The 25,630-nt window shown below is 64.2% G+C and carries 18 protein-coding genes and 1 pseudogene; 12 read left to right on the plus strand and 7 right to left on the minus strand.

All coding sequences use genetic code 11. The features are described 5' to 3' along the window. Positions 1-5 precede the first annotated feature (5 nt). The 4 genes from RQH86_RS19130 to RQH86_RS19145 are packed head-to-tail and all read left to right on the plus strand — an operon-like array spanning position 6 to position 4,164. On the plus strand, positions 6-1,136 hold the full coding sequence (locus RQH86_RS19130; protein WP_311239850.1) for an STM4014 family protein: 1,131 nt from the start codon (positions 6-8) through the stop codon (positions 1,134-1,136). After that, a complete protein-coding gene (locus RQH86_RS19135; RefSeq protein ID WP_311239827.1) occupies positions 1,129-1,947 on the plus strand; it encodes an STM4013/SEN3800 family hydrolase in 819 nt (272 codons plus the stop codon). The genes RQH86_RS19130 and RQH86_RS19135 overlap by 8 nt, the downstream gene beginning before the upstream one ends. Next, a complete protein-coding gene (locus RQH86_RS19140) occupies positions 1,944-3,305 on the plus strand; it encodes an STM4012 family radical SAM protein (RefSeq protein ID WP_311239828.1) in 1,362 nt (453 codons plus the stop codon). Before RQH86_RS19135 ends, RQH86_RS19140 begins: the two co-directional genes overlap by 4 nt. A gap of 7 nt (positions 3,306-3,312) precedes the next feature. After that, positions 3,313-4,164, plus strand: coding sequence for an STM4011 family radical SAM protein (locus RQH86_RS19145; protein ID WP_311239829.1), 852 nt, complete (start codon positions 3,313-3,315; stop codon positions 4,162-4,164). Here the strand turns inward: RQH86_RS19145 and RQH86_RS19150 are convergent. Continuing rightward, a pseudogene (locus tag RQH86_RS19150) lies at positions 4,122-4,475 on the minus strand (hypothetical protein); the annotation flags it as partial. The gene RQH86_RS19145 and the pseudogene RQH86_RS19150 overlap by 43 nt on opposite strands. Positions 4,476-4,500: 25 nt before the next feature. Continuing rightward, the gene (locus RQH86_RS19155) at positions 4,501-5,157 is read right to left on the minus strand and encodes a YceH family protein (RefSeq protein ID WP_311239831.1); all 657 of its coding nucleotides are present in this window, start codon (positions 5,155-5,157) and stop codon (positions 4,501-4,503) included. Positions 5,158-5,465: 308 nt separating this feature from the next. On the opposite strand from RQH86_RS19155, the gene RQH86_RS19160 reads away from it, so the two are divergent. The 3 genes from RQH86_RS19160 (at position 5,466) to RQH86_RS19170 (ending at position 8,169) form a co-directional block, all read left to right on the plus strand. Further along, a complete protein-coding gene (locus RQH86_RS19160; protein WP_311239832.1) occupies positions 5,466-6,431 on the plus strand; it encodes a 5'-nucleotidase, lipoprotein e(P4) family in 966 nt (321 codons plus the stop codon). After that, complete coding sequence (gene pyrF / locus RQH86_RS19165) at positions 6,428-7,159, plus strand: orotidine-5'-phosphate decarboxylase (RefSeq protein ID WP_311239833.1); 732 nt, start codon at positions 6,428-6,430, stop codon at positions 7,157-7,159. Before RQH86_RS19160 ends, pyrF begins: the two co-directional genes overlap by 4 nt. 608 nt (positions 7,160-7,767) lie before the next feature. Beyond that, on the plus strand, positions 7,768-8,169 hold the full coding sequence (locus RQH86_RS19170; RefSeq protein ID WP_311239834.1) for a hypothetical protein: 402 nt from the start codon (positions 7,768-7,770) through the stop codon (positions 8,167-8,169). A gap of 289 nt (positions 8,170-8,458) precedes the next feature. On the opposite strand, the gene RQH86_RS19175 is transcribed toward RQH86_RS19170, so the two are convergent. The 4 genes from RQH86_RS19175 to RQH86_RS19190 all read right to left on the minus strand — a co-directional run bounded on the left by RQH86_RS19175 (position 8,459) and on the right by RQH86_RS19190 (position 17,685). Then, positions 8,459-9,973 carry a tryptophan halogenase family protein gene (locus RQH86_RS19175; RefSeq protein ID WP_311239835.1) on the minus strand — a complete coding sequence of 505 codons (1,515 nt, stop codon included), beginning with the start codon at positions 9,971-9,973 and terminating at the stop codon, positions 8,459-8,461. Between the two features lie 110 nt (positions 9,974-10,083). Continuing rightward, positions 10,084-13,113, minus strand: a complete 3,030-nt coding sequence (locus tag RQH86_RS19180) for a TonB-dependent receptor (protein WP_311239836.1) — start codon at positions 13,111-13,113, stop codon at positions 10,084-10,086. Positions 13,114-13,427: 314 nt separating this feature from the next. Beyond that, positions 13,428-16,466: a TonB-dependent receptor gene (locus RQH86_RS19185; RefSeq protein ID WP_311239837.1), complete on the minus strand. Its 3,039-nt coding sequence runs from the start codon at positions 16,464-16,466 to the stop codon at positions 13,428-13,430. A gap of 166 nt (positions 16,467-16,632) precedes the next feature. Beyond that, positions 16,633-17,685 (minus strand): LacI family DNA-binding transcriptional regulator, encoded by a 1,053-nt coding sequence (locus RQH86_RS19190; RefSeq protein ID WP_115529324.1) that lies wholly within the window; start codon positions 17,683-17,685, stop codon positions 16,633-16,635. A 406-nt stretch (positions 17,686-18,091) separates the two neighbouring features. On the opposite strand from RQH86_RS19190, the gene RQH86_RS19195 reads away from it, so the two are divergent. From RQH86_RS19195 to RQH86_RS19205, 3 genes are all read left to right on the plus strand, one after another. Further along, positions 18,092-19,066 (plus strand): hypothetical protein, encoded by a 975-nt coding sequence (locus tag RQH86_RS19195; RefSeq protein WP_311239838.1) that lies wholly within the window; start codon positions 18,092-18,094, stop codon positions 19,064-19,066. Beyond that, positions 19,066-21,738 (plus strand): glycerol-3-phosphate 1-O-acyltransferase PlsB, encoded by a 2,673-nt coding sequence (gene plsB, locus RQH86_RS19200; RefSeq protein ID WP_115554999.1) that lies wholly within the window; start codon positions 19,066-19,068, stop codon positions 21,736-21,738. Before RQH86_RS19195 ends, plsB begins: the two co-directional genes overlap by 1 nt. Positions 21,739-22,352: 614 nt before the next feature. Beyond that, positions 22,353-23,333, plus strand: a complete 981-nt coding sequence (locus RQH86_RS19205) for a zinc-binding dehydrogenase (RefSeq protein WP_311239839.1) — start codon at positions 22,353-22,355, stop codon at positions 23,331-23,333. Positions 23,334-23,933: 600 nt separating this feature from the next. On the opposite strand, the gene RQH86_RS19210 is transcribed toward RQH86_RS19205, so the two are convergent. Continuing rightward, a complete protein-coding gene (locus RQH86_RS19210; RefSeq protein WP_055854679.1) occupies positions 23,934-24,137 on the minus strand; it encodes a YdcH family protein in 204 nt (67 codons plus the stop codon). A gap of 155 nt (positions 24,138-24,292) precedes the next feature. Here RQH86_RS19210 and RQH86_RS19215 point away from each other — a divergent pair, with 155 nt between their 5' ends. Together RQH86_RS19215 and RQH86_RS19220 are read left to right on the plus strand one after the other, a co-directional pair. Then, positions 24,293-24,865, plus strand: coding sequence for a hypothetical protein (locus RQH86_RS19215; protein WP_311239840.1), 573 nt, complete (start codon positions 24,293-24,295; stop codon positions 24,863-24,865). A 199-nt stretch (positions 24,866-25,064) separates the two neighbouring features. Next, positions 25,065-25,430, plus strand: a complete 366-nt coding sequence (locus RQH86_RS19220; protein ID WP_311239841.1) for a hypothetical protein — start codon at positions 25,065-25,067, stop codon at positions 25,428-25,430. Positions 25,431-25,630: the final 200 nt, after the last annotated feature.

The following is a 25,630-nucleotide window of genomic DNA, read 5'->3' on the forward strand; positions in this document are numbered from 1 at the left end:
GGGTGTTGGTGGGGCCGCGGGGCAGCCGCAGGGTCGCCGCCCTACAGCAGGCATTGCAGGCGCAGGGGCAGCCCGCGGTGACGGTGTTCGACTATCTGCAGCTGCTGGACACCGCCGCGCCGTTGCAAGACTGGCTGGCGCGGCATCCGGCCGCGCTGGTCAAGCTGGAATCGCCGGGCGAAGCGCCGGCGTTGCATCAAGCGCTGATCGTGCGTGGTTGGCATTGCCTTGGACAGCCAGGGCCGGCACCTGCGTCATTGGCGCATGGCGAACTGGCGCATCAGCACCTGTGGCATGCCGGGTTTGCAGACCTGCTCGCAACCTTGCCGGCGGCGCGCTATCTCAATCCACCGGCGGACCTGCTGGCAATGACCGACAAACTTGGCTGCCAGCAACGCTTGGCCGCGGCAGCGGTCAGCGTGCCGGCCCTGCTGGGCACGGTCGACAGCTACGCCGGCCTGCGCGAACGCCTGCAGGCCAGCGGCTGCACCCAGGCATTTCTTAAGCCGCGCTACGGCTCCTCCGGTGCGGGCGTGCTGGCGTATCGCTGGCATCGCGATGGACGCCAGATCGCCAGCGGTTCGGCCGAGCTGGTGGTGCAGGACGGCCAGGTGCGCGTGTTCAACGCCTTGCGCCAGCGCCGCTATACCCGCACCGACGAGATCGCGCCGCTGGTCGATGCGATCGCCGCGCAGGGCGCTTACCTGGAACAGTGGATTCCCAAACCGCGCGCGCCCGGCCTGCCCGGTTATCACTACGACTTGCGCGTGGTCGCGTTCGACGGCGTGGCGCGGCAGCGCGTGGCGCGTGCCAGCCGCGGCCCGTTGACCAATCTGCACCTGGGCAACCGGCGCCTGCCAGCGCAGGCCTGGCAGAGCGCCGACGTGGATGCGGCGGTAGCCAGCACCGTGGCGCAGGCGGCCAGCGCGTTTGCCGACTCTCGCATGATCGGTTTCGACCTGATCCAGCGCGCCGGGCGCTGCCATGTGCTGGAGGCCAACGGCTTTGGCGATCTGCTGCCGCAGCTGCGCTGGCAGGGGCGTACCACCTACGAAGATCAGGCGGCACTCGGCGCCGTTGCCGCCGCCCCTGGCATGACCGCCGACACGCGCCAGAAGGGTCTGCTGCATGGCTGACATGCTGCCGGACATGCGCGCCATTGTCGGTGCGCACGACATCGTGCTGATCACCTTGGATACGCTGCGCTACGACGCCGCCCAGCGCTGTTTTGCGCGGGGCGAACTGCCGGTGCTGGCGCCGTATCTGCCGGCCGACGGCTGGGAGCGGCGGCACACACCGGGCAGCTTTACGTATGCGGCGCACATGGCGTTTTTCGCCGGCTTTTTGCCGACTCCCGCGTGCCAGGGACCGCATCCGCGCCTGTTCGCGCTGGCCTTCGATGGCAGCGAAACCATCGTTGCGCAGACCCAGGTGTTCGCCGACAGCGGCACTATCGTCGATGGCCTGGCGCGCTGCGGGTACCACACGCTGTGCATCGGCGGCACCGGTTTCTTCAACAAGCGCAACGCGCTGGGCGCACAGTTGCCCGGCCTGTTCCGCGAAAGCCACTGGTCGCCGGAGTTTGGCGTCACCGCCGCCGATTCGACCGAGCGCCAGGTCGCGCTGGCCTGCGCACGCCTGGGCGACCCCGCGCTGCGCGACACCCGCTGTTTTCTGTTCATCAACGTCTCGGCCATGCATCAGCCCAATTGCCATTACCTGCCCGGCGCGGTGCGCGACGACCTCGATAGCCACTGCGCCGCGCTGCGCTATGTGGATGCCGCGCTGGCGCCGTTGTTTGCCGCACTGCGTGCGCGCGGCGGCGCGTTTGCCATCGTCTGTTCCGATCACGGCACTGCCTACGGCGAGGATGGCTACCATGGCCATCGCCTGGCCCACGAGGTGGTGATGACCGTGCCTTATGCCCATTTCCTGGTGACCCCATGAGCCTGCCTTCGTTGGCCGAATTGCTGCGCCAGCCGCCGTATCAGGCCTATTCGTACTCGTATCCGCACAAGACCAGCTACCGGCCGCTGCAGCCGGCCGTGCCGTTGTCGCAGGTCTGGGCCGACGAGCCCCGGCAGGCGCTGTTTCTGTACCTGCATATTCCGTTCTGCTCGTACCGCTGCGGGTTCTGCAATCTGTTCGCATTGGCGCGGCCGGCGCCGGCGCAGGTGGAGGCGTATCTGGCGCAGATGGAGCAGCAACTGCGCGCCACCGTGCAGGCCTTGGGCACGCACCGCTTCGTGCGCTTTGCGATGGGCGGCGGCACGCCGAGCTATCTGGATCCGGCGCAATTGCAGCGCGTGTTCGACATGGTGGACCGCCACGCGACGATTGCGCTGGACACCATTCCGGCCGGCATCGAGGTGTCGCCGGAAACCGTCGATGCCGAGCGGCTGCGGGTCTGCCGGCAGGCCGGCATCGATCGCGTCAGCATGGGCATCCAGAGTTTCAGCGCCGCCGAAGTGAGCGCACTGGTGCGGCCGCAGCAGCGCGACACGGTGGAGCGGGCGATCGCCATCATTCGCGCCCAGGACATTCCAACGCTCAATCTGGATCTGATCTACGGCATCGCCGGGCAGACCGTGGACAGTTTCCTGGCCTCCATCGACAGCGCACTGCAGCATGCGCCCGAAGAACTGTATCTGTATCCGCTGTACGTGCGTCCGATGACCGGCCTGGGCCGGATCGAGGCCAAGAGCGGCGGGCGACGCAGCTTTGTGCTGCAACCCGAGCCGCTGGACGAGCGCCTGGTGCTGTACCGCGCCGGCCGCGACCATCTGCTGGCGGCCGGCTACACGCAGGTGTCGATGCGCATGTTCCGCGCCCCGCATGCGCGCGATAGCGACGCGCCGGTGTACTGCTGCCAGAGCGATGGCATGGTGGGCATCGGCTGCGGCGCGCGCTCGTATACCGCCGGCCTGCATTACTCCAGCGAATACGGGGTCAGCCGGCGCTCGGTGGCGGAGATTCTCGAGCACTATCTGGCGCGCGATCCAGCCAGCTTCGCCTGCGCCGACTACGGCATTGCGCTGGATGCCGACGATGCCATGCGGCGGCATGCGATCCAGTCGCTGCTGGTGTTTCCGGGGCTGGACTGCGATGAGTTCCGTCAGCGCTTTGGCCGCGATTGCCTGGAGGCCTTGCCGCAGCTGCAGGAGTTGCTAACGTTAGGGCTGGCGCAACGGCACGGAGCGCTGCTGGCGCTCACCGCCGCAGGCATGGAGCGGGCCGACACCATCGGCCCGTGGCTGACCTCGGCGCCTATTGTCGAGCGCATGCAGCAGTACCAGGTCGGGTAGGCGGCCGATGCATCTGTCATTGCTCTATCGCGGCCGGCTGAGCAGCTGCAACTACGCCTGCGATTACTGCCCGTTCGCCAAGACCTACGACAGCCCCGCCGCGCTGCGTCGCGACGCGCAGGATCTGGCGCGCTTTGTCGGCTGGGCACAGGCGCAGACGCGGCCGTTGTCGATCCTGTTCACGCCCTGGGGCGAGGGCCTGGTGCGGCGGCATTACCGCGAGGCGATGGTGCAGCTGAGCCAGCTGCCGCAACTGCGCCGCGTGGCGATCCAGACCAACCTGTGCACGGGCATGCGCTGGCTCGACGCGGCCAATCTCGACCGCCTGGCGTTGTGGTGCACCTACCATCCCAGCCAGGTGACGCGCGCGGCCTTCCTGCGGCGCTGCCAGGCGTTGCGCGAACGCGGCGTGCGCCACAGCGTGGGCATGGTCGCCGCGCACGCGCACATGGACGAGATCGAAGCGCTGCGTGCGGCCTTGCCCGACACCACGCCGATGTGGCTCAACGCCTTCGATCCGCGTCCGCCCGACTACTACACGCCCGAGCAGGTGCAGCGCTTGAGCCGGATCGATCCGCATTTCGGCTACAACCTCGCCCCGCCGCCCAGCTTCGGCGCGCCCTGCCTGACCGGCGAATCGGTGTTGTCGGTGGATGGCGACGGCACCGTGCGGCGCTGCCACTTCGTCGATACGCCGCTGGGCAATCTCTATGACGGCAGTTTCGCGACGCAGCTACGTACCCGCAGCTGCCCCAATGCACGATGCGATTGCTTTATCGGCTATGCGCATCGGCCGGACCTGCCGTTCCAGGCAGACTATGCAGGCGGCGTGCTGGAACGGGTGCCGGCGACGGCGTGAGCCGGCCACTGCAGACCGATGACTTGCCCCGGAGCGGTTGATAGCCGCTGACGCGCGTTCTTCGACGGAGTGGATGCGCGAAGGAAGCGGAGTGCGCACGTGACGCCGCCCCGAAGATTGCGGCGTGCGCCCTGGCCTTCGCGCACGAACATGTCGATGGTCTGTTCGATGCGTTCGGCAAAACGGTCTTCGCTCCACGGCAGAAACAGCTCGGCCTGCAGGAACGGGTACACCGTGCGACCCAGCCGGATCAGACCGGCGCGGCTCATGCGGCGGTTGTTCTGGAAGCAGCACGCCACCCACGACGCGGCGGCGCAGTCGCTTCAATCCCTGCGCTTACTCGCCCAAGCGGGTACGCAGCTCGGTCACCTGCTCGCGCAGTTCCTGCAGCTGCTCTTCCAGACTCTGCACCCGCGCTTCCAGAGCGGCGGTGTCGGCGCCGCGTGGCGTGCTTTCGCGCGTTGCGGCGGCGGCCTGCAGCGCGTCGAGATCCAGCTCGCCACTGAGCAGGTGTGCATAGCGCTCTTCGCGCTGGCCGCTGGCGCGCGGCAGTTGTACCGCCAGGCTGCGCTGGATCAGCCGGTCCAGGTGATGGCGCACGTCGTCGGTATCGTTGAAGCGGGCCAGCCGCTCGCTGCGCGCGAACAGCTCGCCCAGGGTCTGCGGGCCGCGTAACAGCAGCAGGCCGATCAGGGCCACTTGCTGGCGCGTCAGATCCAGCACGCTGCCCAGCCGGTGTTCGTAACGTTCTGCACGCGAGGAGAACTGCTGGCGCACCAGTCCCAGCGTTTCCAGCTGGCGCAGCGCGTGATGCACCACGCCGGTCTGCAGGTTCAGCACCGGCTCGCGCGCGGTCTTCTGGTTGGCGGCCACCTGCGCAGCGTTAACGGTGAGCGGATAAGCGTCCGGGGTGGTCGTTTCCTTTTCGATCAGGCAACCAAGCACGCGGGCCTGAGCGGCATCGAGGACGGGCGGTGGCGAGGTCTCTGTCATGGGTGGCTCCAGGGGCGATCAGCCCGCAAGGATATGCCGATCCGGCATCGGCGTTCTTCGGCTCCTGCGATCGTGCAGCGTGGCGCGTCGGTATGGACGCGCCATTGCGGCGCCGGAGCCGCAATGGCGCGCGCGCGGGGACGTAACCAGCGCCGCCATCCGGCCACCGGCCGTCGTCCTGAAAACCCGGATCGACCAGGCCAGCGGCGGTGTGCCTCTGCGGCTCTCGAATGCACCGCCTTCGGCAGCGGCGAGCGGTGCGGCGCGAACCCGCTAAAATCGCGCTCTTCATTACCGCTCCTGTTCTGGTGGATGCCATGCGCCCCTCGCTTTACGCACCGTTGTCCTTGCTCGCCTGCACCGCGCTGGCCTTGAGCGCCTGCAAGCCTGGCCAAGAGGAGATGGGCCAGCGTGCGCAAGCCGCTGCCGTGTCGGCCAACGCGGCAGCCAGTGCCGCTGCGGCGAAACAGGCCTCCGCGCCCACTGCCAACACCGCACCAGCCGGCGACGACAACCTCAACGCGGTGCTGTGGATGCAGCGCTCGGAGGAGTACCGTGCGGTGGCCGAGCAGACCTACCGCGCTGCGGCGGACAAACTCGATACCGCGCTCAAGCAGCCCAATTGGGATGCGCTGGTGCCGGAAGAACGCGGCAATGCCGCTACCGGCCTGAAGCCGGCAGTTGTGCTGGACGTGGACGAGACCGTGCTGGACAACTCGCCCTACCAGGCGCGCCTGCTGCGCGATGGCAAGGAGTACGACGAATTGAGCTGGGACCAGTGGGTGGCCGAGAAGAAGGCCAAGCCGATCCCCGGCGTAGTGGATTTCGCCAAGGCCGCCAATGCGCGCGGCATCACCCTGATCTACATCTCCAACCGCGCCGTGCACCTCAAGGACGCCACGCTGGCCAACCTGCGCAGCGCCGGCCTGCCGGTGGCCGACGACAGCGTGTTTCTCGGCCTGGGCACGGTGGTGCAAGGCTGCGAGCAGAACGGCAGCGAGAAGAACTGCCGCCGCCAATTGGCCGGGCAGACCTACCGCGTGCTGATGCAGTTCGGCGACCAGCTGGGCGACTTCGTACAGGTGACCGCCAACACCAGCCAGGCGCGCGGCGCGTTGCTGCAGCAGTACCACGACTGGTTCGGCGAGCGCTGGTGGATGCTGCCCAATCCCAGCTATGGCGGCTGGGAGCCGGCGCAGTTCAACAACGATTATTCCCAACCCTGGCAGACCCGCCACGACGCCAAGCGCGCCGCACTGGAGCTTGCACGATGAGCCGTCCCCCCTTGCCGCTGGCCGCGCACGAGCGGCTGATCTTCGCGCTGGACGTGCCCAGCCATGACGAGGCGATCGCCTGGGTCGACCGCTTGGGCGACTCTGTGGCGTTCTACAAGATCGGCATGGAGCTGCTGGCGTCGGGCGAGTACTTCCATGTGCTCGATGCCTTGGCCAAGCGCGACAAGCGCGTGTTCGTCGACCTGAAGTTCTTCGACATCCCCGCCACCGTGGCCGGCACCATCCGCCGCCTGTCGCAATGGCCGGTGAGCTATTGCACCGTGCACGGCTGGCACGCCGGCATGCTGCAGGCCGCCGCCGAGGCCAACCAGGGCGACATGCAACTGCTGGCAGTGACCGTGCTGACCTCGATGGGGCGCCCGGACCTGGCCGCCATGGGCATCGACCGCGAACCGGTGGACGTGGTGGTGGAGCGCGCGCTGGCCGCCCAGGCCGCCGGCATCGACGGCGTGATCGCTTCCGGCCAGGAAGCCGGCCCGATCCGCCGCGCCACCGGCCCGGCCTTTTCGATCGTCTGCCCCGGCATCCGTCCCGGCGGCCCGGTCGGCGACGACCAGCAGCGCACCGTGGGCGTGGCGCAGGCCTTCACCGATGGCGCCGATGCGATTGTCGTCGGCCGCCCGATCCGCCTGGCCGCCGACCCGGCAGCGGCCGCCGCCGCTATCCAGGCCGAAATCCGTGTAGCGGTCGGACAGCACCGGAAATGACAACACGCGTGCCGTACGCCAGCGCATGTGGTGCCAACAAAATCAATAAGTTAACCCGGTAGAATTAAAGTGTTGCTTTAACGTTAAAGTCTGGTTAGCATGCCGCGTCCGATGTCAGTCGGAAGCTGTGCCACTCATTGTCCACCGGGCTTGTCCCGGTTTTCGAAGGGATCGGGCCTTGTGCCCGATCCTTTTTTTTGGCTTTCGTTGGTTACCGTAACTACATCGCCGCCTGATTGCGCGTAATTTGCTGTCGCGGGCGTTCTCGGCTTGCTGCCGCTGCAAATCACCCCTGCATGGTCTCTAGACATGTGTGTCGCCCAGCAGGCATTCAGGGCATAGCCGCTCGTGGCATTAGCGGTAGATGATTGTTGGTAGATCGGCTCAACGTCCACGCAGTGGCTTATTGCCGTCGAAGAAATTTGCATCGCAATTGGCTGTCCTAGCCCAGCAGCAAGCAATCGCGTCTTGGATCTTCTTAAGCCTAGAGAATTCACGGAAAATTCTCAAAAAAAACACTGCAAATTTACTTAAATCCCGTTAAACAAACAGTGCCGCTTTTCTTGCGGCTTCGTAAGGAATACTTCTAACCCGTCAAGGAATGCAATATGAAAAGAATTCTCGGCGCCTCACCCGTTTTCTTTCTTATTTTCGTTGCTGGATCTTCATACGCTGCAACTTGCCTCAATTCTGATGGGCTGGTAGTTCCGTGCCCTGCACCGAATACGGTCCAAGCAATATTGCAGCCTGGCACGTTACCGAAATTCGTAGGCGTCCAGGCTGATATTTACATTACCGGCGGCAATACTGTCGACTACGCAAGTAACTTTAAAATTTATGCCAACGACCAATACCTTTGCAACACAAGGGATGAATTTTACAGCGCAACTCCAATAAGGCATTGTAAGGTGACTATTCAGACTCCTGGTACTTATAGAATATCAGCAGTCGCAACATCACCAGGGCAAAACTTCAATCCACCGGCAAGCGTCTATGTGAATGTTGACTAGCCTATGGATTTTTGTAAATTAATTTTTGAATTAAATTGGTTTTATTTAAAATTTTAACTGACAAGAATGGTCTAAAGTTGGAGGGCGCTCGGAGCTGAAGCCGAGCGCCCACTCAGAATGAAGTGTATCTGAGGTTGACTACCAAACCAAATTTGCAACACGCCGGCCACCTGTAATCAGACTGAAATTCCTGAAGAGCAAGTGGTATATCTCATCTTGCCCCCACTCGATGAGATTCGAATTATTGCCAATTTCAGAAACATTATTTAATCTTGGATTAACTGCTCACTTATGAAACCGCCTTGCAATAGCGGTCGATGAACTGCTGGTGGGTCGGCATGACATCCACGCAGTGGCTGATGGTCTGCGCCACGCTGGCCAGGAAGCCTTCGGCGTCGGTGTCCGGTACCTGGTCTACCAGCGGGTGGTAGCCGGTCGGCAGGATGCCTTGGCCCACCATCACCTGCACCCAGCTGATCTCGGCGAACATCTCTTCGGCATTGCGATAGAACCGCCCGCTGTCGCGGAACAGGTCCAGCGTGGCCTGCAGCTCGGGGGTAATCGGCATGCTGCGGCAGTGCCGCCAGAACGCGCTGTCGTCGCGCTCGGTGGCGTGGTAATGCAGCAGCAGGAAATCGCGGATGCGGTCGAACTCGAACGCCAGCCGGTCGTTGTAGCGCTGCACCAGCACCGGGCTGATGCCCTCGCGCGGGAACAGCTCCAGTAACTTGGAAATACCGGACTGGATCAGATGGATGCTGGTCGATTCCAGCGGTTCCAGAAAACCGCTGGCCAGGCCCAGCGCGACCACATTGCGGTTCCAGCACTGCTTGCGCCGGCCGGTGGTGAAGCGCAGCGGGCGCGGGTCGCCCAAGGGCGTGCCATCCAGGTTGGCGAGCAAGCTGGCCGCGGCTTCGTCGTCGCTGATGTGCGCGCTGGAATACACGTAGCCGTTGCCGGTGCGGTGCTGCAGCGGGATACGCCATTGCCAGCCTGCTGCGCGCGCGGTGCAGCGCGTGTACGGCGTGGGCGGGCCGATCTTTTCGCAGGGCACGGCCAGCGCGCGGTCGCACGGCAGCCAGTGGGTGAAGTCGTGGTAGCCGGTGTGCAACGCGTCTTCGATCAACAGGCCGCGAAAGCCCGAGCAATCGATAAACAGATCGCCGGCGATGACCTCGCCGGACGCCAGTTGCAACGACACCACATGGCCCGACTCGGGATGCAGTTGCACCTGCTCCACCATGCCTTCGATGCGGCGCACACCGCGCGCTTCGGCAAACCTGCGCAAGAAGCGCGCGTACAGCGAGGCATCGAAGTGATACGCGTAGGCGATGTTGGCCAGCGGCGAAGTGGCCGGCACATCGCCGGCCGAGGTCATGAACTTGCCGCGCGCCGCGGCCACGGTATTGAGCGTGTACGCGCCCAACGGCTGCGCTTTGCCGCGCAGCTGTTGCCTGATCCAGTATTGATGGAATGGCAGCAGCCCGAGCGAATGGCCGATCTGCGTGCCGAAACCATGGATATACGCGCTGCCCGGGCGTTGCCAGTCGACGAATTCGATCCCCAGTTTGAAGCTGCCCTGGGTCTGGCGCACGAACTCGGCCTCATCGATACCGAGCAGGTTATTGAAGGCCTTGATGTGCGGCACGGTGGCTTCGCCGACACCCACGGTGCCGAGCTGCTCGGACTCGATCAGCTGCACGTTGAAGGTGGTGCCAAGCACGCGCGCGAAGGCGGCGGCCGCCATCCAGCCGGCGGTGCCGCCACCGACGATGACGATGTTGCGAAGTGGAGCGGGGATCATGTTGCGTTCGAGCCTGTACGAAAGTGGAAACCGCCAACAAGCGAACGGGGCCAGTTGGCCCCGTTCGGATCATATGCCAGCACAGCGCAGGCACATGGCGTTGGGCTGCATCAGAACTTTGCGCCAACTTCCAGCACGATACTGCGTGGCACGTAGCTGATTTCGCCGTTGTCGACCACGGTGATATCAGGCTGCAGGCGACCATCGCTGCCGAAGCTGTTGTACTGATACTGGGTGAAGTTTTTGAAGTTGAAGGCGTTGAGCACGTTGATGCGTGCGTTGAGCTTGAAGTCGCCCGCTACCGTGAACTCCTTGTTGGCCTGCAGGTCCACGGTGCGGTAGCCCCAGATCTTGCCACCGAGCAGGAACTTGCCATTGCCTGGCGGGGTAACGCCCACTGCCTGGCAGGTACCACCATCGGGATCGGTGAAGCCGTAGCAGGCGATCGTGTTGATGGGCTCTGGCGTTGCCAGCACGAGTTTGGCACCGAAGGTCACGCCCCACGGGCCATCGATGGAGCCGGATGCGACGAAGCGATGTGCCGACACGGCATCGGACTTCACGAACGGATAATCGCGGATGGTGGCCTTGTCGAATGCGAAGGGCTCGTCGATGGTGCGGTTCTGGCGCGCGCTGGTGTGGGTGTAGGACAGGTTCAAGCCCCAGCCCGATTCCTTGGTGTAAGGCTTCTCGGCCGACAGCAACACCTGGCTGCTGCGTTGCTCAAGACCGTTGTAGCCCAGGATGGTGTTGCGGTAACCCGGTACCGGCTCGCCCCACGGCACGCTGCCATTGGCGTCGAAATACGCACCGTTCGGGTAGCGGTTGACCAGGCTCATCACTAGGCCGTCGTAAGCCAGCACGCGTTGGAAGGTGACATCGGTCAGCCAGTCGCCCACCTGGTTGCTGATACCGATGCTGTACTGATCGCTGTACGGCGTCTTGAGCTTGTTTTTGAACATGAAAAGCTCGGAGCTGTCGCTGGTACCCGGGATCGCGTTGAGTTGATCGATGCCAGTGAGAAACGCTGGATTCCAGGGCGCACAGGCGCGGTCGTCGCGGAAGCAGGGCTGCCCGCTGGCCGCATCACTGAAGTAGACCACCACCGGCGACAACGCTGCCTTGACCGATTCCAGTGCGAGCTGCTCGAACAGGTTACGATCGTACGAGCGACCGGCACCGCCATGCAGTACCGCGCTCTCGTCGCCGAAGAAGTCATACGAGAAGCCGAAGCGCGGCGCCCAGGCGTCCTTGAAGTTCTTGCGGTTGTTGCCGGTGCTGATGTAGTCGGCCACGTTGATGCCGCTGGGCAGCAGGCGGTTGGCCCAGGGCTGACCCGGGTTGGCCGGATCGTCCGAATACAACGCGTCCACAAACGGCTGCGAGGTCACGAAGTCGGTGTACGCAGGTGTGTCTTCGTAGTCGTAACGTACGCCGATGTTGAGCATCAGCTTGTCGTTTACCGCCCAATCGTCCTGCAGGTAGATGCCGTACTGCTTGGACGGCGACTCCACCACCGGCAACTGGCCGGGATTGTCGAACGCGCGGATATAGCGCACCTGGAACGGCACCGGTGCGATGCCATTTTGGCCGACTTCATAGCTGAACTGCGGGTTGAGCGAACTGGACTCGCGCGATGTCAGCTTGATGTCGCGATAGGTCACACCGGTCTTGATGGTGTGCTCGCCATGCCACTGCAGCGCATTGAAGGTCAGATCGTTCTGGAACGACCAGCCTTTCTGGCTACGTAGTTTGAAGTCCTCGCCGCTGGCAGCCCCGGTATTGAGAAACACCCATTGGCGCGGATCTGCCTCGGTACGGTCGATGTAGGTGTAGATGGACCCGTTGCCGGTGCCGCGCGGGGTTGGCACGTTGCGCGAATCCTCGGTGGTGAGGATGGCTTCGTTGAACCAGCTGTCGGCACTATGCTGCCAGCGCAGACTGGTGCGCTTGTCCTTGTTGATCTTGTCCACCGCGCGGTCGGGCGCGTTCTGACCGCCGACGTTACTGACCTGGGTTTCGTCGCGGTATTGCGTTGCTAGCTCGATGCGATCGTTATCGGTCGGTTCGAAGTCGATCTTGCCGAAGTACAGGTCTTCGGTGAACGGCATGTTGGACGCGCCGTACTGATCGCGAAGATTGGACGGCAGCAGGCCGATGAACGGGGATGCCTCCGCACTTGGCTGCACGCTCTTGGGCGCCACGTTGTCCTTACCTTCGTAGGCAAAGAAGAAATGCATGCGGTCCTGGATCAGCGGGCCGCCGATCGCAAAGCCGTATTCCTTAGTCTGCGAATCGACTTTGCCGTTTTCCTCGTCGGGGCGTTTCTCGCGCAGATCTTGGTTGGTGAAGCGATAGAACGCCTCGCCATGGAACTCGTTGGTGCCGGACTTGGTAGCCGCAGTGATGGCTGCGCCACTGATCTGGCCGTATTCGGCTTTGTAGTTGGAGGTGATCACCTTGTACTCGCCGATGGCGAGTTGCGGGAACGGATTGCCCTGCGTCTCGTCCTGACCGGCAATGCCGCCGCCGGAAACGTAGCTCTTCTGGCTCACGCCATCGATATACAGATTGCTGGAACTGGCATTGGACGCGCCGCCGCGCAGTTTGGTATTGCCATCCTGGTCTATGGTGAACACCATGCCTGGCACTGTGTCTGCAAACTCCAGGAAGTTGCGCGTGGCTTGCGGCAACTGCTGAATCTGGCGCAGCGACACCGTGTTCCCCACCTCGGACGTCTTGACATCGCGAATCATCGGCGCGCTGACCGTCACCGTCTCCAGCGTGGTCGCATCGCCGGCCGGTGCAGCCGTCTCGGCGCCCAGGTCGACAGTGGCGCTGGAGGCCACCGACAAGGTCACCGTGCGGCTGACGCCGTTGGACTCGACCTTGTAGGTACCCGGCTGCAACCCGACGATGGTGTAGTTGCCGTTCGCATTGACCGGCGCACGACGCACCGAGCCGGTGGCGATATTGGTGACGACGACTTCGCTGCCGCTCTGCGCGGAGGCGACCTGGCCGCGCAACGTGGCGTTGCTGGACTGGGCCATGGCCGGGGTGGTGGCGAACAACGAGGCGGCCAGGGCGCAGCACAACAGGCTGCGTGCCGGCAGGGTGGAGACGGTGCGGTGCTTCTTCATGACTTTCCCCCTCCCAGGGGTAAAGCGCGAACCAGTGGAGTGACTGGCGCGTCGAGGTTGGTACTTTGATGTGAGTGATACGGGACAACGGGCAACGCAACAAACAACAGCAACTGCAAACAAAAACGGCAAAGGCGCGAACGTTGCGGGGCGCAGCGCGCAGTCAGTGCGCTATACGGCATGCGTCGCGGCATGCGCCGCACCGAACCAGTAAGCGTTACCAGTCCAGAACGGCGCGATCTCCGTGCGCGGAAAACAGAAGCGTGCGACACCTGCGATCTGCACCAGTCGGTGGTGCAGACCGCGGGGCCGGCTTACCAGATGATGCGGGCGCTCATGAACAAGGTACGGGGCGGCGTGGAGATCGCGCCGTACTGGTTAATGCTCACGCGCGGGCTATACACGCCGGCATTGCCCCAGTCGATGGCGTACTGGTCGTAGTTGCGGAAGTTCAGCGCATTGATCAGATCGCCACGCACCTGCACGGTGAGTGCATCGGTGACATGCATGTCCTTGGACAACGACAGATCCAACTGGCGCGTGCCGAAGATGTCGCCGCCGGCCAGGAACTTGCCGCCCGGTGCATCCACCGACACGATGCGGATGTTGTCCGATGTCGGGCCGCCGTACTGGTCGAACGACACCGCCTCGTTGCGCGGCGCCACCGTGGCCAGGGTCAGCTTGGCCGAGGCGCTGATGCCCCAGAACAGATCGTAGATGCCGGTGAGCACCAGCCGGTGGCGCGGCACCGAGTTCAGATCCAGGAACGGGTAGTTGGCGATCGTCGCCGCATCGAAGCCGTACTGATCGTCGTTGCCGCGGTTACCGCGTGCGTGCGAGAACGTGTAGGCGGCGGTCAGGCCCCAGCCGCTTTCCTTGGTGTAGGCCTTGTCGGTGGACAACAGCAGCTGCGCGGTCTTGGTTTCGACACCGTTGTTGCCGATGATCAGGTTGCCGAAGCCCTGCGGCGGCTGGGTCCACGGCTGCGCACCGGCCTGGAAGAAATCGCCATTGGGAAAGCGATTGCCCAAGGTCAAGATCAAACCGTCCTTGCTGTGGATGTACGACACCGTCGCCGAGTTGCTCCACTCGCCCACGCGCGTGCGCAGGCCGAGCGAGTACTGGTCCGAATACGGCGTTTTCAGATCGTTGTTGAGCAGGTCGATCTCGCCGTTGCGCACACGTGCATTGACCAGGCCGCCCAGGCTGTCCGGGTTGCTGACAAAGGATGGATTGAAGTTGGTGCAGGTGCCGGCAGCCGGGGTGCAACCGGAGGATTCGACAAAGCGGACGGTGTACTGCGACAGCGCCGACTTGACCTGCTCCAAACCCATGATGTCGAACAGATTGCGGTCGTAGCTGCGCCCGGCGCCACCGAACAGCACCAGCGATTCGTCGCCACGGAAGTCGTAGGAAAAGCCCAGGCGCGGCGCGAAATTGTTGTTGTCCTGTTTGCGATTACGGCCGTTGCTGATGTAGTCGTTGATGTTCACGCCACCCTTGGCCAGTTGTTCGGCATAGGTGGCGCTGACCGCCGGGTTGGTGCCGGGGCCGTTCAATGCGGCGATCACTTCCGGCGGGGTCACGTTGTCCAGGTAGGACGGAATCTTTTCGCCATCCCAGCGCACACCGATGTTCAACTGCAACTTGTCGTTGACGTCCCAATCGTCCTGCAGGTACAGGCCCAGCTGTTTGCTGGTGGTGGTCACCGACGGCGCGGCGCCGGCAAACGGCAGATTGAAGCGCACCTGGTAGGGAATGGGCGCAGTGCCCGCGCCATCGGTCACCGCGTAGTAGAACGACGGGTTGGCCGCGGAGTTTTCGCTCTGGGTCAACTCCACTTCCTTGTACTTAACGCCCATCTTGATGACGTGGCTGCCGTGCCACTCGATGTTGTTGAAGGTCAGGTCGTTCTGGAAGCTGGGGCCTTTTTGTCCCTTGCGCTGAATCGCCAGGCCGCTGGTGGCATCGTCGTTAAGCAGCACATCGTCTTCGGCGATGCCGCGCGTGTACACGGTCTGGCTGCCGATGGTGTAGGCGGTCGGGTTGAACAGCACGTCTTCATACGACACCCGTGCTTCGTTGACGTAGTTCTCGCCGAAATGCTGCCAGCGCAGGTCGTAGCGTTCTTCGGAATTGAGATTGGTCTTGGCGGCGATGGCGGTGTTCTGGTCGCCCACGCTGTCGCGGCTTTCTTCGTCGCGCACCTTGGCGGTGAGCTCCAGGCGGTCGTTGTCGCCGATGTCCCAATCGATCTTGCCGAAGTACAGGTCTTCGTTGAACGGACGGGTGACCGAGCCCAGCCGGCTCTGCACGCCGGCCGGCAAATCGTCGCGCAGTGCGCTGAAGGCATCCGGCACCGCAACCGGGTTGGCCGAGACTTCAAAGCCCTTGCCTTCGTAGCTGAAGAAGAAGTGCGCCTTGTCCTGGACGATCGGCCCGCTCAGCGCAAAGCCGTATTCGTCCTGGTGCGTCTTGCGCTTTTCACCGTCGGCGTTGGGCGCGCCGGCGCGCTCGTCGGCCTGGCGGGCGCGGAAATCGGTATTGGTGGTGCGCCCGAAGATCTCGCCGTGGAATTCGTTACCGCCGGACTTGGTGGACGCCACGATCGCCGCCGACCCGACCTGGTCGAACTCGGCCTTGTAGTTGGAGGTGATGACCTTGTACTCGCCGATCGCCAACTGCGGGAACGGGTTGCCTGCGCTCTGCTGCTGGCCGGAGACGCCGCCGAACAGATAGCTCTTCTGGCCCACACCATCGATGTACACGTTGACCGCCGAGCTGGCCTGCGCACCGCCGCGGATGCGGCTGTTGCCGTTGGCATCGGTTTCGAACTGCATGCCCGGCACGGTGTCGGCAAATTCCAGGAAGTTGCGCGTCAGCTGCGGCACCGTGTTGATCTGCTTCAACGAGATGTTGGTGCCCACCTCGGAGGTCTTGACCTCCTGCAGCGTGGTGGCGGTGACCTGCACCGCGTCCAGCGTGGTGGCGTCGCCGGCCGGCGCCGTGGCCGTCGCATCGCCGCCGCCGCCCAGGTCCAGGCTGACCGAGGAGGCCACCGACAGGGTCACGGTCTTTTCGGTGCCCGGGCCGGCATCTACTTTGTAGGTGCCCGGCGGCAGGCCGACCAGCGCATAGGTCCCGTCCGTACCGGTGGTCACTCGTCGCACCGCGCCGCTGGCGACATTGGTCGCGGTCACGGTGGTGCCCGCCTGGGACGTGGTCACCTGTCCGCGCAATGTGGCATTGCTGGACTGGGCCATCGCCGGAGCGGCGGACAACAACGAAGCGGCGAGGGCGCAGCACAACAGGCTGCGTGCCGGCAGGGTGGACACGGTGCGGTAGGTCTTCATGACTTTCCCCCTCCCAGGGGTCAGGCGCGTACCGGCAAAGTGGTCGGCGTGGCGCGGGTAGTGCGTTGTTTCAAAGACAGCAGAACGGCAACAAACAAACGACAGGCGTTATAAAAAGCATAAGAAACTGCAAAGAATTCGTGAAGATGCGACGTGGCGCATGGTGTCAGCCGCCAGGCGAGGCGCGCGGCGCGCTGGACGCACGCACGATCAGCTCAGGCACCATTTCCGAAAACGCCGGCGGCGCAGCATCGGCCGGCGGCGCGGGGGCATCCACCAACTGCTGGCCCAGCAGCAGGCGCAGCGCACGCGCGCCCAGCCCGGCGATATCCACCCGCATGGTGGTCAGCGCAGGCAACACGTAACGCGCCATCGGCACATCGTCGAAGCCGGCCAGCGCGATGTCCTGCGGCACTTTCAACCCGGCATGGCCGAGCGCAAACAGGCAGCCCAGCGCCATCATGTCGTTGGCGGCGAACACCGCATCCGGATGCACGTCCTGCGCCAGCGCCTGGCCGGCGCGGTAGCCGGATTCTTCATCGAAGTTGCCCGGCAGCACCCACGGCTGCGCATCCGCATCCAGCGCCAGCTCGTCGCGATAGCCGCGCAGGCGCTCGTGCGCGTCGAAGTTGTCGGCGGGGCCGGCGATGAAGGCAATGCGGCGGTGGCCGCTGTCGCGCAGGTGGCGCGTCATCACCCGCGCGCCGCCGTAGTTGTCGACATTGAGCACCGGGCGCTGGCTGGCGCGGCCGGCGCAGTTGAGCAGCACCGCCGGCAGGCCGCCGGGCAATGCGTCTTCGTGCACGCCCGAATCGCCCAGCGATGGCGACATCACCACCACGCCATCCACGCGCCCGGGCAGGCGTTCGAGGGCGCGCCGCTGCGCTTGCGGGTCGCCGTGCGAACTGGATACCAACAAGTGGTAGCCCTGGTCGCGCGCCACCTGGTCGATGCCACGGATTAATTCGGAAAAGAACTCGCCATGCAGATCCGGCAGCACCACCCCGATGGTGTGGGTGCGACGGCTGCTCAGGCTACGCGCAGCGTGATGGGGGATGTAATTCAGCGCCCGCGCCACCTGCAGCACGCGCTCGCGGACCGACTCGGCCACGTGCTGATGCCCGTTCATGGTGCGCGACACCGTGGCCACCGACACCTGCGCCTCGCGCGCCACATCCTTGATGGTGACGCTGCCGCCTTCCGAACGGGGCCGACTCATGGCGCTTTCTCCAAAACAAGGCGGTGGCGACCGTACGCCAGCACAGGGCGCACGGTCTGCTGGCGCAGAACGTTCGTGTCGCACAGGCTCATGAATGTCATCGGCCCCATCCGATGGCGACCTCGAAGCGAGATGGCGCGCACGCTAGCAGGAACTGCAAGCGCTTACATGATGCGCCGCACCATTGGGTCAAACATAGCTGGGACAAGGGCTGCGACCTGGTGGGTGGACAAAGTTGTCCGAATAAGACAACAGCAGCCAATGTCGGACACCGGCTGACATCGTGCAGGAAACCACGAAAACCTAACATCTTTGGTCCATACCTTTGCGTACGGCAGCGTCGCGCCTTGCCGCCAGTGCATTCAGACAGCAAGATGCGCCGATCGATCAGGGGAACATCGTGCGCATGTCGCCATTTACCGTCCGCGCCGGCCGGTGTCAGTCCATTGCGTGGGTGCTGCTGGCTGCGCTGTGCGTTGGCGGCTGCCAGCGCAACGACACTGCCGCCCCTTTGCCCGGTGCAAATGCCGAGCCGGCCGCCGCGATGCAGTCGATGACCCTGCCGTTGCGCCGCAACGATCTGGTCGCCTATGCGCGGATCCGGGTGACGCCTGCGCAATACACCCAGTTGGAAGCGGCCTGGCGCAGCGGTGCCAGTCGCTGGCCGCTGACCGAGCTGCCGCTGCCCAACGAAGTCGGTGCGCTGCTGGGGTCGTTGTCGGCACCCGATGCCGAGCGCCGCCTGCAGCAGGCGTTCGACGCGCAGCTGGCCGGGCAGTCGCGCGGCATCGCCCAGGCCGCGCAGTCGCTGGGCCAGTTCGGCGTGCAGTACCTGCGCAGCCGTAGCGATTACCAGCCCGAGCAGCGCGCCCATTACGTGCAATTGGTCGACGCGCTGAGCGCCTGGGCGGCCACCGCGCCGCTGGCCGATCGCCCGCGCGCCAAGGCCAGCATCGCCGACCTGGTGGCCGCGGCCCGCGCCACCGGCATCACCTCCGATGCCGATCTGCAACGGCTGGGCATGGAAGAAAGCCTGCGCCGGCTGGGGCCGTTCTGGGCGGCGTGCAAGAAGGTGCTGGAGCGCTACGACCTGTCGATCGACACCAGCCTGGACGCGCTGCGCACCGGCTTGATCAAGCAGGACGGCGATAGCGCCCAGGTACGGCTGCGCTATCCGCTGGCGGCGCACGCGATCGACCTGACCGTGGCGCTGATCAAGCGCGATGGGCACTGGTACCAGCAACAGACCCAGAACGAGATACAGGCGCTGCTCGACGCCATGCCGGCCAAGCCCTTACCCGATGCTGCGGCAGGCCCCGATACGGCGCTGCTAACGCCTGCACCGGCCCCAGACGCCGGGCAACGCCCGGCTGGGCGATAATGACCGCGATGCCAGAACAGAACCCCCTGCCGTTTCCGGACGGCCAGCCTGCCCCGACCACCCCGGTCGCTGCCGACCCCGGCGCGAGCGCGGCCGCCCTGCCGTTGCCCACCGCCGCCCCGGTGCCGCCGGAAGCATCGGCGTCGACAGCGCCGCTGCTGGCCACTGCACGTCAGGCCAAGCGCCCGTGGTGGGCGCGCCTGCTCGGGCGCCTGGCCGACCCGTGGCTGAGCCTGACCATCGAGCCGGAACCACTTGCTCGCTACGACGACGGCACCCAGGTGGTTTACGTGCTGGAGGACTACGGTCTGTCCAGCGCCCTGATCCTGGACAAGGCCTGCCGCGAAGCCGGCCTGCCATCGCCCCTGGTACCACTGCCGGGCGACCCGCTGCAGCGCAAGCGCGCCTATCTGGCGCTGTCGCGGCGTAGCAGCAGCAATTCGTTGATTCCCGAACAGCGCGGCGGCAAGACCCATTCCGACTCGCTGGCCAAGCTGCTGCAGGCGCATCGGGTGCGTGCCGATCTGGACGTGCATCTGGTGCCGGTGTCGATCTTCGTCGGGCGCGCACCGGACAAGCAGAGCGGCTGGTTCGCGGTGCTGTTTTCGGAAAACTGGGCTCTGGTCGGCCGCTTCCGCCGCCTGCTGGCGGTGCTGCTCAATGGCCGCACCACCATCGTGCGCTTCGCCCCGCCGATCTCGCTGCGCCAGACCATGGCCGAAGGTCTGCCGCCCGAGCGCACCTTGCGCAAGTTGCAGCGCGTGTTGCGTACGCATTTCCGCCGGATCCGCGAGGCCGTGATCGGGCCGGATCTGTCCACCCGCCGCCTGCTGGTGGACCAGGTGCTGGCCGCCGACTCGGTACGCGAAGCCATCGCCACCCAGGCCAAGCGCGATAACTCCAAGCCGGTGGATGCCTGGCGCAAGGCGCATGCTTACGCGTGGGAAATCGCCGCCGACTATTCCAGCCCGGTGGTGCGTTCGGCCAGCTTCCTGCTCACCCATGTGTGGAACCGCATCTATGCCGGCGTGCTGGTGCATCACCTGGACAAGCTCAAGCAGGCCGCGCCCGGACACGAAGTGGTGTACGTGCCCAGCCATCGCAGCCACATGGATTACCTGCTGCTGAGCTACCTGCTGTACGAACGCGGCATCGTACCGCCGCACATCGTGGCCGGCATCAACCTCAATCTGCCGGTGGTGGGCACGCTGCTGCGCAAGGGCGGCGCCTTTTTCATCCGCCGCAGCATCCGTGGCAATGCACTGTATTCGGCGGTGCTGAGCGAATACGTCGCGCAGCTGGTGGCCGGCGGCTATTCGATCGAATATTTCGTCGAAGGTGGACGTTCGCGCACCGGGCGTCTGCTGCAGCCCAAGGGCGGCATGATCGCGATGACGCTGCGCGCTTATCTGCGTCAGCCGCGCAAGCCGGTGCTGTTCCAGCCGGTCTACATCGGCTACGAGAAGCTGATGGAAGGCAACAGCTATCTGGACGAGCTCACCGGCCGGCCCAAGGAAAAAGAATCCATCTGGGGCCTGCTGTGGTCGATTCCCAAGGTGCTCAAGCAGAACTACGGCCAGGTGGTGGTGAACTTCGGCGAGCCGATCGCGCTCAACGACGTGCTGGCCAAGCACGCCCCGGACTGGGACGGCCAGCCGCTGCCGGAAGATGCCAAACCCAGCTGGCTGGCGCCGGCGGTGGATACCTTGTCCACGCAGATCCAGACCCGCATCAACTGCGCTGCCGACGTCAACCCGATCAACCTGCTGGCGCTGGCGCTGCTGTCCACGCCCAAGCACGCGATGGGCGAGGCCGATCTGATCGCGCAGATCGAGTTGTGCAAGAAACTGCTGGCGGAGATGCCGTATTCGGACCGCGTCACGGTGACTCCGCATACCCCGGCACGCATCATCACTCACGCCGAAGAGATCAACGTGCTCACGCGCGTGTCGCACCCGCTGGGCGATGTGCTCAGCGTCAGCGGCGATACCGCGGTGCTGCTGAGCTACTTCCGCAACAACGTGCTGCATTTGTTCACCGCATCGTCGTGGGTTGCGTGCTGCTTCCAGAACAACCGCCGCATGAGCCGCGCCGGTCTGATCCGGCTGGGTCGCACGGTGTACCCGTTCCTGCAGGCCGAGCTGTTCCTGCCGTGGAGCGAAGACCGTTTTGCCGAACGCATCGAACAGACCATCGACATGTTCGTGCGCGAAGGCTTGCTGCTCAATGTCACCGAAGACGACGGCGGCATCCTGACCCGCAACACCGGGCAGACCGATGAAGTGTTCCGTCTGCGCGCGATTGGCCACTCGCTGCAACAGGCATTCGAGCGCTATTACATCGCCATCTCGGTGCTGGTGAAAAACGGCCCCGGCGTGCTCGGCGCCGGCGAACTGGAAAGCCTGTGCCAACAGGCAGCGCAGCGTTTGAGCCTGCTGTACGCACCTGCCGCGCCGGAGTTTTTCGACAAGACCCTGTTCCGCAGCTTCATCCAGAAACTGCGCGAACTGCGCCTGGTCTGGCCGGACGAGAACAGCAAGCTGCTGTTCGATGAGCGGCTGGATGCATGGGCCAAGGATGCCAAGTTCATCCTCGGCCGCGAACTGCGTCACACCATCGAGCGGGTGAGCCCGGAGGCAGTGAAACCGGATGTGGTGTTGCCGCCGGAGTGAGGCGGCGGTCTTGGCGGTAAGAGCCGCGCACGTGGCAAAGCGCGCGGCAATGCTTGGCGATGACGGAGTGTTCCCGTTCGGTCGAGTTGGAAATGGTGCGACATCGCGCGCTGCAGTGCGGCCGCAGTAAATCGAACGCGGTGTTGCCGCTGAAGCGGGATAGCGCGCCAGAGACGCAACACGCGCGCGGCATAGACAAAACACCAGCGCGGCATCAAGGCACCCCACCTGCAGCAACGACCCGGTGACTCCTTCTCCCACCGGGAGAAGGTGGCGCATAGCGCCGGATGAGGGTGCGGCTGCAGGTAACCGTGCAGCCATGCAGCCATGCAGCGCATTGCCCCTCATCACACATCGATCCGCAGCATAATTCAACGAACCGATGACTCCTTCTCCCATCGGGAGAAGGTGGCGCGCAGCGCCGGATGAGGGTACGGCTGCAGGCAGTCATGCAGCACATCACCCCTCACCACACATCGATCCGCTGCACTGCAGAATTTCACACAACAGTTGCGTTCGTTTCATCAGCCGCTTGCGCGCATGTCGATAGCATCGAACCACCTTTCACAGTGATCGAGCGCATCGCAATGCGGATGCGCTTGGCAGGAGATTCCATGCGCGCAGCCATCCATACCCAATTCGGCGATCCCGCCAAGGTGCTTGAACTCGGCGAACGGCCCGTGCCGCAGCCCGGCAAGGGGCAGGTGCGCATCGCCATGCGCCGCTCACCCATCCACAACCACGACCTGTGGACCGTGCGCGGCAACTACGGCTACAAGCCGGAACTGCCAGCGATCGGCGGCAGCGAAGGTGCAGGCGTCATCGACGCCCTGGGCGAGGGCGTGGAAGGCCTGCAGACCGGGCAGCGCGTGGTCGCGGCCGGCGTCCACGAAAGCTGGGCGGAGTATTTCCTGGCCGATGCAGCTGGCGTGGTCCCGCTGCCCGACGCACTGGACGACGACCGCGGTTGCCAGTTGATCGCCATGCCCCTGAGCGCCCTGATGCTGATCGAATTCCTGCGCGTGGAAAAAGGCGACTGGATCGTGCAGAACACCGCCAACGGCGCCGTCGGCAAGACCGTGGCCATGCTTGCCGCCGCACGCGGCATCAACGTGATCAACCTGGTCCGTCGCGATGCAGGCGTGGACGAACTCAAGGCGCTGGGTATCGGCAATGCAGTTTCCACTGCGCAGGACGGCTGGCAGGACGCCGTGCGCGCGCTGGCCGGCGATGCGCCGATCATCCGCGCCGTCGATTCGGTCGCCGGCAGTGCTGCCGGAGACTTGATGGGGCTGCTGGCCGAAGGCGGCGAGCTGGTGTCGTTCGGGTCGATGACCGGCGAGCCGCTGCAGATCTCCAGCGGCGATGTGATTTTCAAGCAGGCGACCGTACGCGGCTTCTGGGGCAGCAAGGTGATGCAGGCCACAAAATCAGAGGACAAGCGCCGCATGATCGGCGAGCTGTTGAAGGCCGCCGTCGATGGCAGCCTGGCCTTGCCGGTGGAAGCGGTGTTCGACCTGAAAGATGCGGCCAAGGCAGCGGCTGCAAGCGACGAGCCAGGCCGCCGCGGCAAGATCCTGTTGCGCGCTGGCTGACACGCGCGTGGCTTAGCAAAAAGGGTGTCAGGAGGTTCGGGGCTGGTCGCGATCGGAGCAGTCCGTGTGCGGCCGAAGTTGAGCAACTACGGCCAGATGGAGCAATGCGGCCAGGGTAGGAATCTGTGGCGCCCACGACCGACGCCGCACTCGCTTTTGTACTCCAATCCGAATCCACACCCAACTGCATCTGCACTCAAATCCGGAGCAGGGCAGGAGCAGGGCAGGGCAGCAGAAGGACCGAAATCGGGCCCCATGTCCGTAGGCAAATTCAAACCTGTAAGCCGATTCGAATCGCGCCCGTCCCCTCATCCGCCCCTGCGCGGCACTTTCTCCCGCAGGCGGGAGAAGGCAGTCCGCCGATCGCTGCTGTGAAGCCCCTCTCCCGCCTGCGGGAGAGGGGTTGGGGTGAGGGGACGGCTTGCGAGGCACGGTGTGTCCACCCCGCGTGCTGCTTCAGCACTGCTACAAAACCGATCAGCCTAGGTCACGCCAGACCAGCGCCTGTAAAGGATCGTCGGACACCTGACACCGAAGCGCAGGTCCAAGCGCACCTGCCCTCGCAACGAAGGTCCAGGTCCGGGCAAAGCCCCCAACGCCTCAAGCGGGCTCGTCGGGCACCAGCTCCATTTCCAGCCGGATGATGCAGTCCTTGATCTGCAATTTGCGCTTCTTCAGGCGCTTCATCTGCAGCTCGTCTTCCAGGTTCGCGGGCATGCGCTGGATTTCGTCGTCCAACGCACGGTGCGTGCGTCGCAACTCGGCGATCTGTTCGACGATCTCGGCGGGTGAGAGGGTTTCCACGCCCCGAGCATACACAACCCCGGGCAACCCGCGTCACCCGCGCTTGCCAAGCGGCCGCAGGCTGCGACAATGCGTGCGCGCCGTTGGGGAAACGGCGGCGCGCCTCACCCCATCATTGCCGCGCGGCTACGGCCGTCGAGAAAGGAGTCTTTACGATGCGTTTGCGTTCTTCCCTGCTGGCCCTGAGCCTGCTCACCGCCGCCAACCTGGCCTCGGCCGCCGATGTGGCCAAGTACGACGGCTTTCTGTGCTGCAACCTGCGCACCGACGGCAGCTGGATCAGCGACAGCAACTACGCCGAAGACGGCAAGCGCGTGCTCCCCGTCGGCACCCCGGTCAGCGTCACCGGCTTTGGCCGTAACCGCGTCAACCTCAAGATCGCCGGCGAAAAGCAGTCCATCGGCAACGATTACAGCCGCGACCTGGACAACACCGCCTTCGCCGCCCGCTACGTGGTGACCGCCGACCCCAAGCTCAAGCTCGCCACCTTCCCGCCGAAGATCCGCCAGGCCATCGTGGACGGCAAGCTCACCGGTGGCATGACCCGCGAACAGGTGCTCATGGCGGTCGGCTACCCGATCAGCAGCGAGAACCCGAATCTGGAAGCCTCGTTGTGGCGCTACTGGCGCGACAGCTTCGCCGAGTACCAGGTGCAGTTCGGCCCCAGCGGCAAGCTGGTCAAGGTGACCGCCGATCCGCAGCTGATGAATCTGGTCTGGGTGCCGTAACGACGCCGGCTTGGCGTAGTGCGCTGCATCTGCCAGTGGTCACTGCAGAGACAGCGCACCGTCCAAACTTGCTGAGTCTTGCAGTCGATACATAGGTCAGCAGATGTCGATGCGCGACGGCTGCAACGCAGAGTCCGTGCGTTGGTCATCCTTGTAAAAAAATTTCGCACGAGAATTTTCGAAGGCAATTGGTCCGACGTTGGACATCCTCATAGCATTCCTCTTCGTTGCTGCAATGCTCGGCGTGCATGCGTACTTTCATTCCAGACGGCACCTCCCACCGAGCAAGGTGGAGCGCGGTTTGGCGATGCTGTGGCTGGTGATCCGGCGACTGTTATGCTTTTCGATGGCACTGCTGTTTTGGGGAGGTGCCGCTTACATGGGCTATCTGGTGCTCACCAGAGCTGCCTCGCCATCGCTGTTGTGGTGGTGCGCCGGGCTGCTGCCTTTCGGCTATATCTTCTTGCACCTGGGTTTGTACGGCGCGGGGTATAAACGCTATGACTGGAATGAGGACAAGAGCGTGCATGCAGAGCGCAAGCGTCGGTATGGTTGGCGTTGGTAGCCACTAGTTAGGTGAGCTGATCTGTTGATCGCTGTCAGCATCACGCAGTGCGTCCCAACAAGGCGCGCATCCTTTTTTGGAGTTGATTACCGCAATTTTTTGCCAGTTTTCTATCCTGAAAACGATAGTGAAAACACTTTCTTTAACATTGCTGAGTGATGAGTGGATCTCGCCGAGTCCAGAGAGATCGTTTTCTAGTT

It is taken from the genome of Xanthomonas sp. WCS2018Noco2-27 (assembly GCF_031843525.1).
Taxonomy (GTDB): domain Bacteria; phylum Pseudomonadota; class Gammaproteobacteria; order Xanthomonadales; family Xanthomonadaceae; genus Xanthomonas.

Coding starts and splice junctions, on each gene's coding strand:
- RQH86_RS19135 (WP_311239827.1), top strand. CDS start 1,129: ATGGCTGACATGCTGCCGGACATGCGCGCCATTGTCGGTGCGCACGAC.
- RQH86_RS19140 (WP_311239828.1), top strand. CDS start 1,944: ATGAGCCTGCCTTCGTTGGCCGAATTGCTGCGCCAGCCGCCGTATCAG.
- RQH86_RS19145 (WP_311239829.1), top strand. CDS start 3,313: ATGCATCTGTCATTGCTCTATCGCGGCCGGCTGAGCAGCTGCAACTAC.
- RQH86_RS19155 (WP_311239831.1), bottom strand. CDS start 5,157: ATGACAGAGACCTCGCCACCGCCCGTCCTCGATGCCGCTCAGGCCCGC.
- pyrF (WP_311239833.1), top strand. CDS start 6,428: ATGAGCCGTCCCCCCTTGCCGCTGGCCGCGCACGAGCGGCTGATCTTC.
- RQH86_RS19170 (WP_311239834.1), top strand. CDS start 7,768: ATGAAAAGAATTCTCGGCGCCTCACCCGTTTTCTTTCTTATTTTCGTT.
- RQH86_RS19175 (WP_311239835.1), bottom strand. CDS start 9,973: ATGATCCCCGCTCCACTTCGCAACATCGTCATCGTCGGTGGCGGCACC.
- RQH86_RS19180 (WP_311239836.1), bottom strand. CDS start 13,113: ATGAAGAAGCACCGCACCGTCTCCACCCTGCCGGCACGCAGCCTGTTG.
- RQH86_RS19185 (WP_311239837.1), bottom strand. CDS start 16,466: ATGAAGACCTACCGCACCGTGTCCACCCTGCCGGCACGCAGCCTGTTG.
- RQH86_RS19190 (WP_115529324.1), bottom strand. CDS start 17,685: ATGAGTCGGCCCCGTTCGGAAGGCGGCAGCGTCACCATCAAGGATGTG.
- RQH86_RS19195 (WP_311239838.1), top strand. CDS start 18,092: ATGTCGCCATTTACCGTCCGCGCCGGCCGGTGTCAGTCCATTGCGTGG.
- plsB (WP_115554999.1), top strand. CDS start 19,066: ATGACCGCGATGCCAGAACAGAACCCCCTGCCGTTTCCGGACGGCCAG.
- RQH86_RS19205 (WP_311239839.1), top strand. CDS start 22,353: ATGCGCGCAGCCATCCATACCCAATTCGGCGATCCCGCCAAGGTGCTT.
- RQH86_RS19215 (WP_311239840.1), top strand. CDS start 24,293: ATGCGTTTGCGTTCTTCCCTGCTGGCCCTGAGCCTGCTCACCGCCGCC.